General features: G+C 61.1%; 15 protein-coding genes. 5 read left to right on the plus strand and 10 right to left on the minus strand.

Annotated features, from left to right (window positions below; genetic code table 11):
• Nucleotides 1–53: 53 nt before the first annotated feature.
• Nucleotides 54–635: a hypothetical protein gene (locus tag U5J94_RS13365; RefSeq protein ID WP_322566118.1), complete on the minus strand. Its 582-nt coding sequence runs from the start codon at nucleotides 633–635 to the stop codon at nucleotides 54–56.
• A gap of 134 nt (nucleotides 636–769) precedes the next feature.
• Here U5J94_RS13365 and U5J94_RS13370 point away from each other — a divergent pair, with 134 nt between their 5' ends.
• Both U5J94_RS13370 and U5J94_RS13375 read left to right on the plus strand, forming a co-directional pair.
• Nucleotides 770–1,387, plus strand: coding sequence for a Crp/Fnr family transcriptional regulator (locus U5J94_RS13370; protein ID WP_322566119.1), 618 nt, complete (start codon nucleotides 770–772; stop codon nucleotides 1,385–1,387).
• Nucleotides 1,388–1,417: 30 nt separating this feature from the next.
• Nucleotides 1,418–1,990 (plus strand): RQC-minor-1 family DNA-binding protein, encoded by a 573-nt coding sequence (locus tag U5J94_RS13375; protein WP_322566120.1) that lies wholly within the window; start codon nucleotides 1,418–1,420, stop codon nucleotides 1,988–1,990.
• A gap of 45 nt (nucleotides 1,991–2,035) precedes the next feature.
• Here U5J94_RS13375 and U5J94_RS13380 read toward each other — a convergent pair whose 3' ends face one another.
• From U5J94_RS13380 to U5J94_RS13420, 9 genes are all read right to left on the minus strand, one after another.
• Nucleotides 2,036–2,959, minus strand: coding sequence for a TSUP family transporter (locus U5J94_RS13380; protein ID WP_416224230.1), 924 nt, complete (start codon nucleotides 2,957–2,959; stop codon nucleotides 2,036–2,038).
• Nucleotides 2,960–3,066: 107 nt separating this feature from the next.
• A complete protein-coding gene (locus U5J94_RS13385; protein ID WP_322566122.1) occupies nucleotides 3,067–4,344 on the minus strand; it encodes a hypothetical protein in 1,278 nt (425 codons plus the stop codon).
• 7 nt (nucleotides 4,345–4,351) lie between these two features.
• Nucleotides 4,352–5,083, minus strand: coding sequence for an outer membrane lipoprotein-sorting protein (locus U5J94_RS13390; RefSeq protein ID WP_322566123.1), 732 nt, complete (start codon nucleotides 5,081–5,083; stop codon nucleotides 4,352–4,354).
• A 100-nt stretch (nucleotides 5,084–5,183) separates the two neighbouring features.
• A complete protein-coding gene (locus U5J94_RS13395; protein ID WP_322566124.1) occupies nucleotides 5,184–6,425 on the minus strand; it encodes an ABC transporter permease in 1,242 nt (413 codons plus the stop codon).
• Nucleotides 6,422–7,114, minus strand: a complete 693-nt coding sequence (locus tag U5J94_RS13400) for an ABC transporter ATP-binding protein (protein WP_322566125.1) — start codon at nucleotides 7,112–7,114, stop codon at nucleotides 6,422–6,424. The genes U5J94_RS13395 and U5J94_RS13400 overlap by 4 nt, the downstream gene beginning before the upstream one ends.
• A 108-nt stretch (nucleotides 7,115–7,222) precedes the next feature.
• The gene (locus tag U5J94_RS13405) at nucleotides 7,223–8,134 is read right to left on the minus strand and encodes a D-hexose-6-phosphate mutarotase (protein WP_322566126.1); all 912 of its coding nucleotides are present in this window, start codon (nucleotides 8,132–8,134) and stop codon (nucleotides 7,223–7,225) included.
• A gap of 191 nt (nucleotides 8,135–8,325) precedes the next feature.
• Nucleotides 8,326–8,967, minus strand: coding sequence for a methyltransferase domain-containing protein (locus U5J94_RS13410; protein WP_322566127.1), 642 nt, complete (start codon nucleotides 8,965–8,967; stop codon nucleotides 8,326–8,328).
• A gap of 48 nt (nucleotides 8,968–9,015) precedes the next feature.
• The gene (locus U5J94_RS13415) at nucleotides 9,016–11,082 is read right to left on the minus strand and encodes a HelD family protein (RefSeq protein ID WP_416224231.1); all 2,067 of its coding nucleotides are present in this window, start codon (nucleotides 11,080–11,082) and stop codon (nucleotides 9,016–9,018) included.
• A gap of 124 nt (nucleotides 11,083–11,206) precedes the next feature.
• Nucleotides 11,207–11,746 carry a macro domain-containing protein gene (locus tag U5J94_RS13420; RefSeq protein WP_322566129.1) on the minus strand — a complete coding sequence of 180 codons (540 nt, stop codon included), beginning with the start codon at nucleotides 11,744–11,746 and terminating at the stop codon, nucleotides 11,207–11,209.
• Nucleotides 11,747–11,949: 203 nt separating this feature from the next.
• On the opposite strand from U5J94_RS13420, the gene proV reads away from it, so the two are divergent.
• The 3 genes from proV to U5J94_RS13435 are packed head-to-tail and all read left to right on the plus strand — an operon-like array spanning nucleotide 11,950 to nucleotide 15,043.
• Entirely contained in the window at nucleotides 11,950–13,131 is a 1,182-nt protein-coding gene (proV, locus tag U5J94_RS13425) for a glycine betaine/L-proline ABC transporter ATP-binding protein ProV (RefSeq protein ID WP_322566130.1), read from the plus strand.
• Entirely contained in the window at nucleotides 13,128–14,084 is a 957-nt protein-coding gene (locus tag U5J94_RS13430) for a proline/glycine betaine ABC transporter permease (protein WP_322566131.1), read from the plus strand. The genes proV and U5J94_RS13430 overlap by 4 nt, the downstream gene beginning before the upstream one ends.
• Nucleotides 14,081–15,043, plus strand: coding sequence for a glycine betaine ABC transporter substrate-binding protein (locus U5J94_RS13435; RefSeq protein ID WP_322566132.1), 963 nt, complete (start codon nucleotides 14,081–14,083; stop codon nucleotides 15,041–15,043). The genes U5J94_RS13430 and U5J94_RS13435 overlap by 4 nt, the downstream gene beginning before the upstream one ends.
• Nucleotides 15,044–15,527 lie beyond the last annotated feature (484 nt).

Genomic DNA, 15,527 nt, shown 5'->3' on the forward strand with positions numbered 1-15,527 from the left:
GCTAGCCGGCAGCCGGGACAGCGGGTATGATTCAAATCATATATCGCTGCAGTTCAGGGTTGGGATTCTGCATTCGTCGAATACTGATAGTCCGGGATCCGGCGCTGCGGCACAGGAATCGCATCCGGCAGGCTGACCGGTGCCGGTGTCGTGTACTGCCGTTCGTTTGGCCACTCCACCATTCGTACCGCCGAATGGCACCCCATGCAGGACTGCACGGCCTCACTCATGCGCCGCAGGACTTGCTGGCGATCGCCCTGTTCGGCAGCCTCGCGGATCGCTGGCATCTTCTGGCCGTGAAAGTCGGTAGCCATGACGGCGAAGGTCTTGCTTCCGCGGCGCCGGGAAAATTTCTCCGTCTTGTCCGTATAACTCAAATCATTGGCGATGCGAGCGACTTGCGCCAGGTCATCCCGGGACAGGGCATCCAGCATGCGGCCCAGCGCGCCCAGATTATCCTGGTTCATTTTGTGCAGCAGCTTGTCCCTTGTGGTGAACGGGATGGGCAGCAGTTCACGCGTATCCCCGGGCATTGCCGCACCGGGTTTTGCCGCCGTCTCCGCCGCGGCCGGGTATCCCGTGATAATCGCTGCCGCCAGGGTCAACACTACCAATTCCGCGAATCTCAGCTTCATAATACCTATCCTCTTGTGGCAGTTACGACGCACCTGATCGACTAAAATACCGTCTCATGGCCGCGTATGTATGTGTATGATTATAATCATATTCGACTTTCTACACTGGAATACCGCGACAAACAAAGCACCCCATGGCTATAGACTGGAAAACCATCGACCCGCAACACCCGGCGTTGTCGGCCATCCCCGTTGTATTGCGGAATGCTGCCCGGCTGGATCAGTTTGCCCGCGGGCAAACGCTTTACCATCAGGGTGACAAACCCCGCTTCATACTGTTCGTATTACGTGGCGAGCTCCGCCTGCTGCGGCGCAGCGCCGGTGGTGAGGAAATCATCCTGCAACGTTCACGGGGTGGTTTTATCGCCGAGGCGAGCCTGGACGCCCGACATTACCACTGCGACGTGGTTGCCGCCGATGATGGCGCACTGCTGGCCTTTCCCCGCAAGGCATTTGCCGACGCACTGCAAAACGACGCCGCCTTCAACCGCGCCTGGATCACGCTGCTGGCATCCGAGGTGCGCCGCCAGCGCGCCCGCGCCGAGCGGCTCTGTCTCAACAGCGCCGCCGAACGCATCCTGCATTACCTGGAAACCGAGGGCGACAACGGCATAGTGACTTTAAGTATGTCACGCAAGGCCTGGGCCGCCGAGCTGGGACTCTCCCATGAATCGCTTTACCGGACTCTGCGCCGGATGCAGGATGAGGGGATAGTACAGATTGACGGGGCAACCCTCTGTCCTGGGAAATAGGCAGCATCAATCGACTACAACACGACGCTCATGAGCCGAAATAAACGACGCTTTCCCGTCACGCTGGACGCAAGGGGTGTCCAGTCATTGGCGCAAGATGAAATCGTCCTCATTCTGCGCGGCGCGGATGAGCTTATCATGCGCGGCGGACGCACCCTGCTGGCCAAGGTGCTCAAGGGATCGCGCGAGAAAAAACTCATCGAGCTGGAACTGGACCACTCCCCCGCCTACGGCGCGCTGGCCAGGCTAACGATGGATGATATTCTCACTCGCATCGACTGGCTCATCCTCAATGACTATCTCGCCATCCAGTACGACGGCCGCCTGCCACTGCTGGTCTACACCGCCCGTGGCTGGGCAATCGAGCGGGAGACTTACACCGCTGAAATGCTCGCAAGGGTCGATGCCCTCATCACCGTTACCGACACCCCGCCCGATCTCACCTGGCTCAACGACATCAACCGCGAGGTGGTGCTGTCGCTGCTGGCGCGTATCGAGTCAAGCGGCGATCCCCGTTATCTTCCCGCGCTGGAGGCGTGGTCAAGGAATACCTATAAAAAGATCCGCCAGAGGATTCGCTCGGTGATAGAAAAGCTTTCATAAACCACAACGCGGAAGAAGCCTTCTTTTGTCGGGCCACGCATTGTGTCAGGAAACAAAAAAGGCGGCGATATAGCGTCCGGCGATCAGTAGCATGAAGACGCCCAGCATCAGCTTGAGGGCGGATTGGGGGATGTATTTCTGCGCCCGAGCGCCAAGGTACATGCCGGCGAGGCCCCCGAGGCCGAACAGCACGCCCAGCGCCCAGTCAGGCTGGGTGGATAGTCCCGCCGGTGCAGGCAACACGCTGTAAAACAACACCCCGAATACCGAGGTCAGCAAGGTAGCCGCCAGCGCCGCACCGGCCACCGTGTACACCGGCAAGCCGAACAGGGTAATGCAAAACGGCGCGATGATCGCCCCGCCGCCGATGCCATAAATGCCGCCGATGATGCCGACCACGAAGGCCAGCAATACCATCGCGGGGACACTAAATGAAAAGGACTGATCCTGATAACGGAAACACACCCGCGCAGGTGAAACCGCCAGGGTCTTCATTGCCATTGCCGGCCCGGCAGACCGTGCCGGGCTGCCGTTACTGACACCAGCACGGACCCGGCGCCAGGACATGAGGTCCGCGAAGACACGGTAGGCGATATACAGCAGCACGCCGCCGACAAACAGCTTGAACGCCACCGGATCGGGCAGGTAGCGGACACGCACAACATAGCCGATGGCGATCCCGGGCAGGGTGCCGAGGGCGATTGCCGCCGTCAGCGACCAGAGCACGCGCCCTTCGCGCAGATAGCGGTACACACCACCGGGGATGGCAACCAGGTTGAACACCATATTCGTAGCGCTGACCGAGGGGGCGGTGTAATGCAGCACACTCATCTGAAACGGCAGCAGCAAAAAGGCCCCGGAAATGCCCACCATGGAGGTGAAAAAGCTGATGACAAACGCCACCAACGGCGGCAGCCACAGTGCAGTCTGCACACCGGAGACGGGAAAGGTATAGATCAGGCTGTCGATAGCATCACTCCTTGCTCGATCGGCTTGCACTGAATACCAGCGCAAAAGCCCGCACTGGATTGCGGCAAGCCGGGATTGTTGAACAGCGCGGCTTCGCCGAGGCCGGCTCAGAAAAAATAACGCAACCGCAACTCCGCCCGCCAGTCATTGGGCCGTTCGCCGACGTCGGTATCACGCCCGCCGCCGAGCAGGGCCAGGCGCCCGCGCAGTTCCAGATTGGTGATGCCGGAGTAGCTGACTTCGGGGATCAGGGTATAGCTGCTGTCGTGCAGGTTGATGATCGAGGTGGCGCCGGCGTTCCAGTACAGGGCTTCGAAGGGCTCTTTTTGTGACACCTTTATATATAAATAATCGCGCATGGGCTGGGGTGTGCCGTAACCTGCCTGGCGCGCGGCCAGCGCGGCGGGGCGCAGGGCGGGCGTGGTCGGCGTCGCGCGTGCCAGATCATAGAAGCGCTGCATCTCGTCCCGGGTGTAACCGGCGCCGTTGTGGTAGACCTCGGCGATCCAGGTGGTCTCGGCCGCGGTGAGATAACGCAGGCCGAGCAGCCAGTCAAAGGCTTCGGTCTCGCGCGTCACCAGGGTGTTGCCGGCATCGAGCACGGATTGGGTCCGATCGCCGAACCAGGCCAGCTCGCCGTGGATCTCGAAGTTGGTGGTAAGGTTGCGGGCGAAGTCGACTCCGAACGCATCGGCTCGACTGTCACCGCTGCGCAGCAGGATATCGATGTCGGTATCGCGGTAGAGCAGGTAGAGACGTGCCGCGAAATTGGTGTCTTTCTCGCTGCCGAAGTCGTCATTGATATCATCACTGACCGGGACGATCACCGGTGTGAACGAGACGGTCTGCAGCGGCCCGTCGAAACTGCGCACATACTCGGCGGAGGCCAGCACAAAACCCTCGCGCGACAGCTCCGGATCGGTGGCGTCCTTGGGCCGCTCGAGGAAGCCGACGGGATTGAAGGCGTAGCCCTTGCCCCAGCGCAGTGCGCGCTTGCCGGCCAGCAGCGTCCAGCGTTCGCCGGGATCAGCATCAACGTAGAGTTCGTAGAAGCGCGTGTCGTGGCGGTTGCCGGTGTACTCGTCGAGGGTCTCGCCGTGCCACAGGGTGTTGAGGCTCGCGCTGTCCCAGCGGTACTTGCCGGTCAGTTCCAGTACGCCGCGATAGCGTTGATAACTGTCCGGGGCGCCGTCGGGAAAACTCAGGGCACTGAGCGCGGCATCTCTGTCGACCTCGATGTGCTCGGCACTGCCCTGCAGGTAGCCGCCGAACTCGTACGCTTTTTTCCCGTACTGGCTGAGATCGAAACTGAACTCGTCGGCGGCCGATACGTTCATGGCCGGCATCGCCGCGATCCAGAACGCCAACCACGCCCCTCTCAGCATAAGCGCTTCATTGACGCAGCTCGCCCACCCGTGGCAGGTAATCGAGGGTGAACACCTCGTCGGCGAATTCGCGCGGGCGGATCCCGTCGAACAGCATCACCGATTGATAGCCTTTGTATAACGGGCTGTCGGTGATCAGTTTCGCCGGGCGCACGATGCCGTGGCCAAAGTCCTTGATGTCGCTGTAGTGCAGGGTCTTGATCAGCAGCCCGCTGGCGGCGTAGGCCTCGATGGTCAGCGGCACGCGGGTCTGTTTGTCCACCCACATCTTCAGCCGGTCGTAGGCCACCGCCGGGCCGCGCGCCTTGAGTTCGAGAATGTACCGGCCGTCTTCCTCGCCGGCGGCGCTGGCAGTGTACTCGTCGCTGAAGTCCAGGCGCATGATATCAGCGTTGTTGAACACGCCGCCCACCACCGATTGCAGACTGGTGATCCGGATCGGCTTGCCCACGTTGGGAATGTACAGCCACAGGTTATCGCCCAGGCGCAGGGTACTGCGGCCCTTCTCGCTGGGCGGATCGAGAAACAGCGCGACCATCTTGTCCGTGCCCTTTTTCACCGTGTAGAGCACAAACTCCTTGCGCTTGCCATCGGGCTCGATGTTGATCAGCTTGCGGTACATTTCATAGGACGCCGGCGCCATGCGTTCGTCGACTTCCTTGAGGATGGCGGTAGCGTCGAACCCGGCATGCGCGGGTACCGCCATTGCCAGAGACATGAACAGAATAACAAATTGCATTCCCGATAGACGTTTCATTCGACACCTGTTCGATGATAAATCACTGTGCGGTTCCTCCCTCGAACCTCGAACCTCGTTCCTCGTCCCTCGCCCCTGTTCTTTATACATGGCGTAAAGCCGTAATGGGATCCATGCGCGCTGCTTTCCAGGCCGGTTGCAGGCTGGCGATGACCGCCACCAGGATCACGATGGCGCCGATCCACAATACCTCGCTCAGCGCGATCGCCGGCGCCAGTTCGATCACCTGGCGACCGAAATTGAAACTCACCGGCCACAGGTTGAGCACCCAGACCAGCAACAGGCTCAGCACGGTACCGATCACCGTACCCACCAGCCCGAGCAGCAGGCCCTCGGCGACGAACAGGCCGAGGATACGCCTCGGCGGCGTGCCGATGGCGGCGATGGTCCCGATCTCGCGGATGCGTTCGTAGACTGCCATGATCATCACGTTCATGATGGCGATAAGCACGATGCCCACCAGCATGATGCGAATGAACAGATCCAGCAGATCGATCATGCGCGCGATGTTGGCGAACGGTGAGAGCTGATCCCAGCTGTGCACGTCCAGCATCGCCTCGCCTTTGGGATTTTTAATCTCAGCCAGGGCCTTGCGCAGTTGTGCCGCGACCTGCTCTACCCTGTCGATGTCCTTCAGACGCACAGCGATCTCGTTGACTTCATAATCGGTAATGCGCAGCAGCGTGCGCGCATCGTCCATGTGCAGATAACCGTCGCGCCCGCCGGGGCCGGTGACCGCCTCGAGTATACCCTGCACCTCGAAGGTCTGGCCGTTGACCGAGCCGTCGACGTTGGTCGCCACCAGTACCACGGTGTCACCCGGTTTGATCTTCATGCCCTTCGCCAGCAATTCCGGGATCAGCAGCTTGCCCGGCTCGATCAGTCCGTTGGCCAGCGTGCCGTCCACCAGCCGTTCGGCCAGCGCCGGCATGGCGGCGGCCTCGCGCTGCGGCACGATGCCGTTGAGGCGAATACTGGTGGTCTCGGTGAAGTTGCTGAACATGGCGCCGAACTTGAGCCGCGGCGAGATCGCCTCGACCTCGGGCATGTCCAGCGCCTGTTCGATCTTCGCCAGCGCGGCGGGCTTGATGTTGAGATTCAGCGGCAGGTTCTCGATGGAGGCGACATAGCCCTTGCGGTGCACCTGCAGGTGGCCGAGCATCGAGTCGGTAATCTGCCCCACCATGATGTTCTTGAACGAGCCGGACACCGCGACGAACGACAGCACCGCAACAATGCCCAGGATGATCAACCCCGAGGTCAGCAGCGTGCGCCGCCAGTAACGGGCCAGGTTGCGCGCAGCGAGTTTGAAGATGCGGATCATTGCGCACCTCCCGGATGATCACTCAGATGGCCGTCTTCCAGGGTGAAGGTGATCTCGGCGGCGTCCATGATCTTGGGATCGTGGGTGGAGAAGATGAACGTGGTGCCGAACTCGTCGCGCATTTTTTTCATCAGATCGATAATGCGAAAGGCGGTATCGTGATCGAGATTGGCGGTGGGCTCGTCGGCCAGCACCAGTTTGGGATGGGTGGCCAGCGCGCGCGCCACGGCGACGCGCTGTTTCTGTCCCCCGGAAAGCTGATCGGGCCGCTTGTTCGCCTGGTCGGCCATGCCCACCGCCTCGAGCAGTTCGTTGACCCGCGCCGCGCGTTTGTCCGCCGGCCAGTCCTGCACCATCAGCAACGGGTATTCGATGTTCTCGCAGGCCGAGAGCACCGGGATCAGATTAAAATCCTGAAAGATAAAACCAAGATTCGCACCGCGAAATGCCGCCGCGGCGCTGCGATCCAGTTGCGCGATATCGGTATCGAGCACCTTGAGCGTGCCCCCGGTCGGATGATCCAGGCCGCCGATCATGTTCAGCAAGGTACTCTTGCCGCTGCCGGAGGGCCCGACGAAGGCAACGAAAGCCCCCGCCTCGATGGTAAAGTCGACCCCGCACACCGCCGGGACATCGACATCCCCGGCGCGATAGGTTTTGACCAGTCCGCTGGCCGCAATCAGGCTCATAAGTCGGGGACCTTCCCTGCGTGACCGGACGTCACGATCAGAGCATATACCCCGCACGCCGGAATGCAAAGCCCGCCGGGTGGCTAGCACACAGCGGGATCATTCGCTTCAGTTCACGGCGATCGTCATTTTCATCGAATGCGATTCCCCGGCCTTGAGGGTATAGGCGTTGTCCAGGGCATTGGCGGCCTCGACGCAGACCATGTGGTCGTATTGATCGTCGGGCATGTCGGCGAAACCTTTCGCCCCTTCGGGGCCCGGGTTCCAGACCACGGTACTCGCGCTGTTAATTTTTTCCATCACGATCCGCCGCCCGTGGCCCTCGTCGTCGATGACCACGTCGTTGTTATGATCGACAAAAATGCATTCCATCGGCAGGGTCAGCGGCAAGGGCCCTTCCTGGGTGAAACGCTGGCCGTCCCGGCCCTTGTCGATATACGCGGTATTGTCCAGTCCCTCGATGGTCAGCCCGTCGGCCCGGGCGACATTGAAGTAGGTATGAAACGCTTCGGAAACCACCCAGTCACGTTCGCTGCGGTTCTCGCCGACCAGTTCCAGGGTCAGTTTTTCGCCCAGGGTCACGATCAGTTTGAGCATGAACGGCAGCGGCCAGGCCTGGCGAATCGAGTCATTGGGTTCGAGCTGCAATACCAGTTCGGTGGCCTCGTTATCCACGCTGCGCACGCCGGCCACCTCCCACAGTTCATACCGGGCGACGCCGTGGCCTTTTTTGGCTGCATCGGTCGGATCCGCGCCCAGGGTGTCGGGATCATACGGGCCAAACCACGGCCAGCAGATCGGCACGCCGCCGCGCACCGGCTTGCTGCCGTCATAGATCGCCGTCTCGCTGAGCCAGATCACCTCCTCGCCGCCGGCGGGCTGATAACTGAGCAAGGTCCCGCCATGGGTGGTGAGTGTGGCCGAACCGTGGCGATTGTTCAGCTCGATCATGATCAGTTGATCTTTTTGGCTGAAACGAACATCGGGATGGGCAAAGCGTTGGTTGAGTTCTTCGAGCATGGAATGAGCTCCCCGGGTTAACAGTTAAAAAATGGCGCGATTGAACGACGCCTGAACAGGTCTTGCGTGTACCCGATCACATCCGGGTACCGTGATAACAGAAAATAAGATCACGATAAATTTCGGCAATCGCGCCAGAGGCGCTCCTACAGATTCCATATAAATGTGTAGGAGCGGCTGCGCCGCGAGAGTTAATCAAGGCGCGTAAACCAGGCTGTCTGGGTCGGTTGGCCGAATTCCGGATCGGCCTCGCCGATGCCGCCCAGGGTAACGCGATAGCCGTTGCGCCGGGCGACGCCCTGCGACCAGTGCCGGAACTTGTCGCGATCCCATTCAAATTCATGATCGGCTTCGCGAAATTCCCCGGGGCGTAAACCATACAGCGGATTGTATTCCCGATTGGGCGTGGTCATGTACACCACGGCCGGGCGCATCTGGCCAAACACCACCTGCTCGGCCGCCGAGAGCGCACCCGGCTTGAGATGTTCGATGGTCTCCACCATGGCGGCGGCATCATAACCCTCAAGGTTATGCTGCGATTCGGTATAGGAGCCGTTGATCAGATCCAGCCGGGGTGAGTCACCCTGCAGATGATCGGCCAGCAACTCCCTGGCCTGTCGCAGCGAGCGCGCGCAGGTCTCCAGCCCGACGATCTGCTCGAACTGTGGCTCGCCGGCCAGGCGATAAAGCAGGTGCCCCGAACCGCAACCGAGATCCAGCACCCGGCGCGCGCCGCTGCCCTTGAGACGGCGCAGTACCTGATCCAGCCGGGTCTCGTGCAACGGGGTCATGCGGCCCATCATCGACGGGGCCGTCAGTGAATCAATGTCCATCAATACGCGATCTCAAGGTTGAATATAAATCGTAATGGTACATGCCGGTTACGCTGTGGCGATAAACGGGCTGGCTTCACCGACGTGCGTCAACGTAAGCCGGTGCATGGCGCGGGTGCAGGCGATATACAGCAGGCTTCGATCCATCTCGGCGGCATAGTTGTCGGTATCGGCCTGGGGCACGATCACCCGGTCGAACTCCAGCCCCTTGGCCAGGGACGCCGGACAGATTACCACGCCCTGGGAGAAATGGCTGCTTTGCAGGTTCAACCGGTACACGTTGGGCAGCTCATCCTGTACCGCCTTGTATAACCGATCGGCCTGCTGCTGGGTCTTGCAGATGATCCCCAGGGTATGATGATCGGAGGCGTCGAATTCCTGCATCAGGGCGCGGATCTGTTCCAGCTCTTTGTTGCGACTGGCAAAACCGAGTACCTGTGGCGCCTCGCCATGGCGCTCGATCGGTTCGATCGCCGCGTTGGGAGCGATACGCTGTACGAACTGGATAATTTCGTAAGTCGAGCGATAGCTCTTGTTCAGACTGGCGCAAAAGGCATGGGTGAAGACCTCGCGGATCCCCTCGGCCGTGGTGGAGCTGAACGGATTCACCGACTGGCTGGCGTCGCCGAGGATGGTTTTCTTGCACGGAAACAGGCGCGAGAGTACCGCATACTGCACCGGGGTGTAATCCTGCATCTCATCCACCAGCAGGTGTTTGACGTTGCGGTAATTCTTGCGGATCCCCTCCAGGCGCATCTTCATATAGATCAGCGGAAACACGTCCGAGTATTCCAGGCGCGCGTTCTTTGCCGGCTGAAACAGGTCCGGCTCGCCCAGCCAGGTAAAAAAGTCCTTGTAGGCATTGCGTAACGTGGTGGTCTGCATCATGCCTTTGAGGGACTCTTTGAGATCGCGCCGCTCCCGGGTGCTCAGGGTGTAGTTGTAGTAAATCCCCACCTTGCTCTCGACATCGCGGGCAATGCGGTTAATGCGCTCGGCCACCGGCGAGGCGCGATGTTTCTCGTAGGACTCTTCCAGAAACCAGACCGGCACCGGCTTGGTGTTGATGCGCAGTTCGTGCGGTGTGAAGCGATTATCTTCCAGGTGGGCGATATATTTATCCAGCTGTTTGAGAAAATCGAGCGAGGCCTTGGCACGAATGCGCTGCGGCAGTGCCGGGTCGTCGTTTTTCAGCAGCCGGGCATTTTGTTCATGAAAGCTTTCGAATTTGTACTGGTGTTCGAGCAGTTCCGCCGCCAGGGTCTCGATCTCGGTTTCGGCCACCTGCTCCTCGCCCAGCTCGGGCAGCACGTTGGAGATGTAATCGGCAAACACCCGGTTGGGCGAGATGATCAGAATATCCTCGGAACTTAACGACTCCTTGAAGCGGTACAGCAGGTAGGCGATGCGATGCAGGGCGATAGACGTCTTGCCCGAGCCGGCCACCCCCTGGATGATCAGCACCGAGGAGTGTTCGTTGCGGATGATGGCGTTCTGATCCCGCTGGATGGTGGCGACGATGTTCTTCATCCGATCGTCGGCAGCCTGGCCCAGCGCTTCCTGCAGCACGTCATCGACGATATTCAGCTCGGTATCGAGCATGAACTCCATTTTACCGTGGCGGATCCGGTACTGGCGCTTGAGGGCGATCTCGCCGGCAACCTCGCCTTCGGGGGCTTCGTAACGGGCTTCACCCAGTTCATAGTCGTAAAACAGACTGGCGATGGGCGCGCGCCAGTCGAACACCCGGTTACGTTTGAGCTCCTCATCAAAAAAGGAATGCATGCCGATATAGATCGGCAACGGGTTGTCCCCGCCCTGCTCGATAAAATCGATGCGGCCGAAATAGGGCGAGGCGAGCAGCTTCTGGATGCGCTTTTTCTTGTCCAGCGCCGCCTCGCCGGTGAACATCGCCTGGGCGATGGATTCGCGGTTGGCGATTTTCTCCACGTGATCCATCTCGGCGCGATGTTCCCAGGAATATTCCTTCTGGGTCTGGATCTCCTCGGCATAGCGTTGCACCCGGGCATCGATATCGGCCAGGGCGCGGTGCAGGCGGGTTTTTACTTCTTCAAGATGGGCCTGTTCGTCGGCTTCGGTCTGAATCATCATCACGTCTGTCAAATACACTACAACTTTCTTGCCCGGTTACCGAAGCAACCGGTCAAACTCATAATACGCCTGCGGTAATCGGCGGGCGAATGCCGCCGGATTCACACACCCGGGACAGGGTCCCGGCTCACGCCCCGGGCAGGGAGGCCAGCGCCTGCTCGTGCACCTGCAGGCTGTGCGGCTCGTGCAACACGAAACGGATGTGCTGCACGGTGCTCAGCTGCGGCAGTTGCCCGGCCACAGTGGTCAGCGCCACCCGGGTCGCCGCCTCCAGCGGATAACCGAACGCCCCGGTGGAGATAGCCGGAAAGGCCACGGAGGCGATGCCGTGTTCCTCGGCCAGGGCCAGGGCGTTGCGGTAACAGGCCGCCAGCAATTCCTCGGCCGGTTCGTCCATTCCGTACACCGGGCCCAGACAATGGATCACATAGCGGTTGGGCAGATTATGGGCCCCGGTGATCACCGCCTGCCCCGGGCGAATCGGCGCCAGCGGGCGGCCCTCGTCTTCCAGCCCCGGCCCCGCGGCCCGGTGCAGCGCCCCGGCCACGCCGCCGCCGATGCGCAGCTCGGCATTGGCCGCGTTGACCACCGCGTCCATGTCGGACTGGCTGGCAATATCGCCCTGAATACATTCAAGGCGCACGCCGTGTAGAACCCGTTCGCTCATGCCACCTGCCACCGCGTCGTCGTTTCGGAGCGCAAAACTAGCACGTCTGACCCGGAATTTGTAGGGCACGCGGCTTCCCCGGTGCCCAATCTCTGTTATAGAGAGTTCATGCCAGCTTGTTGAGTGCGGAATTTCGGGGGCATAATGAACCGACATTTTTGGCACCGCCTCCCGGCAGCCGGTGTCAGCCACAGGATGTAGTCATGACCGATCAGATCGTCGTCAAAAACCTGTACAAGATCTTCGGCCCGCAACCCGAGCGCGCCCGACAACTGATCGAAGAGGGCCTGGACAAGGACGCGATCTTCGAACGGACCGGTTCTACCGTGGGGGTTCGCGACGCCAGCTTCAGCATCCGCGCCGGCGAAGTGTTTGTCATCATGGGGCTCTCCGGTTCCGGCAAATCGACCCTGGTGCGCATGCTCAACCGGCTGATCGAGCCCACCTCCGGCGAGGTGTTGATCAACGATCGGGATATCGTGCAGATGAACCGGGCGGAACTGATCGATCTGCGCCGCCGCGATATCGCCATGGTTTTCCAGTCCTTTGCCCTGCTGCCCCACCTGAGCGTGCTCGAAAACGCCGCATTCGGACTCGAGATCGCCGGCGCCAATCAGAGCGAACGTGACAAGCGGGCCATGGACGCCCTGGAACAGGTGGGCCTGCACGGCAACGCCAACAGCTATCCCGATGAGCTCTCCGGCGGCATGCAGCAACGGGTCGGGCTGGCCCGGGCCCTGGCCACCGAACCCACTATTTTATTAATGGACGAGGCGTTCTCGGCGCTGGATCCGCTGATCCGGCGCGAGATGCAGGAAGAGCTGCTGAAACTGCAACAGCAACAGGCCCGCACCGTGGTCTTCATCTCCCACGATCTGGACGAGGCGATGCGCATCGGCGATCGCATCGCGATGATGGAAGGCGGCCAGGTGGTGCAGGTGGGAACACCTCGGGAAATCCTCGATAACCCCGCCACCGAGTACATTCGCAACTTCTTCCAGGATGTGGATCTGGCCCAGGTCTACACCGCCGGCGATATCGCCCGGGCGCCCGAGACCCTGTTCCGGCTGGAGGAACAGCATGATGCCCAACAGCTGTTGCAGGCCCTGGCGCGACAGCAACACGAATACGCCTATCTGATCGACAGTGAACAGCGCTTTTTGGGCATCGCCTCCCGCAAGACGCTGCAACACAGCGACGGACCGATCGAATCGGCCTGTCTGCAACGGCCACGCACCCTGCGGCACACCACTCGGCTGAACAACGTCCTCGGACGGGTTGCCGGCACTCCCTATCCGGTGCCGGTGCTGGGGCGCAACGATCAGTTTCTCGGCGTGGTGTCGCGGGCGCACTTGCTGGAAACCCTGGAGAAGAGCGACACATGATGGAGGCCCTCGCCAGATTGCTCCACCCCCTGCGCCCGGCCCTGGCCGAGGGCCGCATTCCGCTGGGCGAATGGATTAGCGCCCTCGTCGACTGGCTGCTGGCCCATGCCCAGTGGTTGTTCGATGTGATCGTCTGGCTGATCGATGGACTGACCACCTCGCTGGAGATCCTGCTGCTGGCCCCGCCGGCCTGGCTGCTGGCGGCGCTGATCGTGGCGCTGGCCGCCTGGCGGGTGAACTGGCGTTTCGCCCTGTTTGCCCTGGCCGCCCTGGCGCTGGTGCTGGGACTCGAGTTGTGGCGCGATACCCTCTCCACCCTGGCGCTGGTCCTGGCCGCCACGGTGGTCAGCCTGGTGATCGGCGTGCCTGTCGGCATCTGGGCAGCACGCAGCGACCGGGTCTGGAACGTGGTGCGCCCGGTGCTCGATTTCATGCAGACCATGCCGGCCTTCGTCTATCTGATCCCGGCGGTGATGTTCTTCAGCACCGGCAAAGTGCCCGGCACCATCGCCACCATCATCTTCGCCATGCCGCCGGCGGTACGACTCACCAACCTGGGGATCCGCCAGGTCTCGCGGGAGATGGTCGAGGCGGGACTCGCCTTCGGCTGTACGCCGAGACAGCTGCTGTTCAAGGTACAGATCCCCGCCGCCCTGCCCTCGATCATGGCCGGAGTGAACCAGAACATCATGCTGGCCCTGTCGATGGTGGTCATCGCCTCGATGATCGGCGCCGGCGGCCTCGGCGACGTGGTGCTGCGCGGCATCCAGCGCCTGGATGTCGGCCTCGGCTTTGAAGGCGGCATCGGCGTGGTGGTGCTGGCGATCATTCTCGATCGCATCACCCAGAGTTTCGGCCAGCGCCGGCGCGCCGGGATGCTCGAGCGGCTGCGCGAGCTGTTCGGCCTCTCGGGGAATAACGCCCGCGGCAGCAAGTCGGCAGGTGACCCATGAGCCTGCGACGCGGCATCACGTTACTGCTGGCGGCGCTCATCGCGCTCGGGTTGTTCGCCTATATCTATTTCTACGGCACACCCCTGTCGACCCCGGCCGGCCGCCCGGCGGGTGAGCAAGTCGATGTCACCCTGCCCGAGCACACCGACGATCGGACCCTGCGCATCGGCTGGACCGCGTGGGCCGATGCCGAAGTGATCACCACGCTGGCCGAAACCCTGCTGGAGCAGCATCTCGACTACCAGGTCGAGCGGGTGATGACCGACATCGGCATCCAGTACCAGGCCGTGGCCGACGGCGATCTGGATATCATGCTCATGGGCTGGCTGCCCCAGACCCATCGCCATTACTGGCAAAAAGTCCAGCACCGGGTCACCAACCTGGGACCGATCTACACCGGCCGGCTCGGCTGGGTGGTGCCCGCCTATGTCTCCGAGGCGCAACTGGCTTCCATCGCCGATCTCCGGCAGCCCGAGGTGGCCAAACGACTCGGCCGGCGCATCCAGGGCATCGATCCCGGCTCCGGACTGATGCAATCCTCGGAAGCTGCGATGAAGGCCTATCAACTCAACGACCACTACAAACTGGTCGCCGCCAGCGGCGCCGCCATGACCGCCGTACTGGATCGCGCCTATCGCAACAAAGAGTGGGTGGTGGTCACCGCCTGGCAACCGCACTGGATCTTCGCCCGCTACGATCTCCGTTTTTTGCAAGATCCCCAGCAGATCCTCGGCGGTCGCGAACGCATCCACGCCATTGCCCGCCAGGGCTTCCAGCAGGATCATCCACCGGCGATCACCGCCTTCTTCACCCGGCTCTATCTCAACGATGACGAGATGGCCGCGTTGCTGCTCGAGACCCAGCAAAGCGACGTCGAGACCGCCGTGCAGAATTACATTCGCGAACACCCGAGGCGGATCCGCTACTGGTTAACTGGAAAGATTGAAGAGGAGAACTAAATAAGTGTTCCGAATGCCAGTCCAGAGAGATTGCTTCGTCACGTTATTCCTCGCAATGACCTCTCTATTTACGGTCATTGCGAGCGGAGCGAAGCAATCTTTTGAACAAAGTGATCGGGTGTTCGGAGCACCTATTTAGAAGCCAGGGCTAGTATCCTGGCGTTTATGATTCGTGAGTCGTTGTTGCGATAGAGTCTACTGCTACCTGTCTTTAGATATTTTCTCACCAAATAAATAGCGGCCCCCGCAGACCGTTTTCAGTTTCTAGCCCCTGCTACCCAGCCCCTTGAAACTAAAAAAGGCCCCAACGGGGCCTTTTTTATTTGGCGGAGACGCCTACAGGGAAGTAGGCGGTAGACTCTGTCAGGAACAGAGAGTCGAGGGAGGGATTACTCGGCGCCTCCCTGCGCCTCGCCCCTACGGGGCCAGCGGCGCGATGCGCCGCTGTTCAAATTCGCTCCCGGCGAATTTGTCGAACCGAAGG

This window comes from Thiohalophilus sp. (genome assembly GCF_034522235.1).
Lineage (GTDB): Bacteria > Pseudomonadota > Gammaproteobacteria > UBA6429 > Thiohalophilaceae > Thiohalophilus.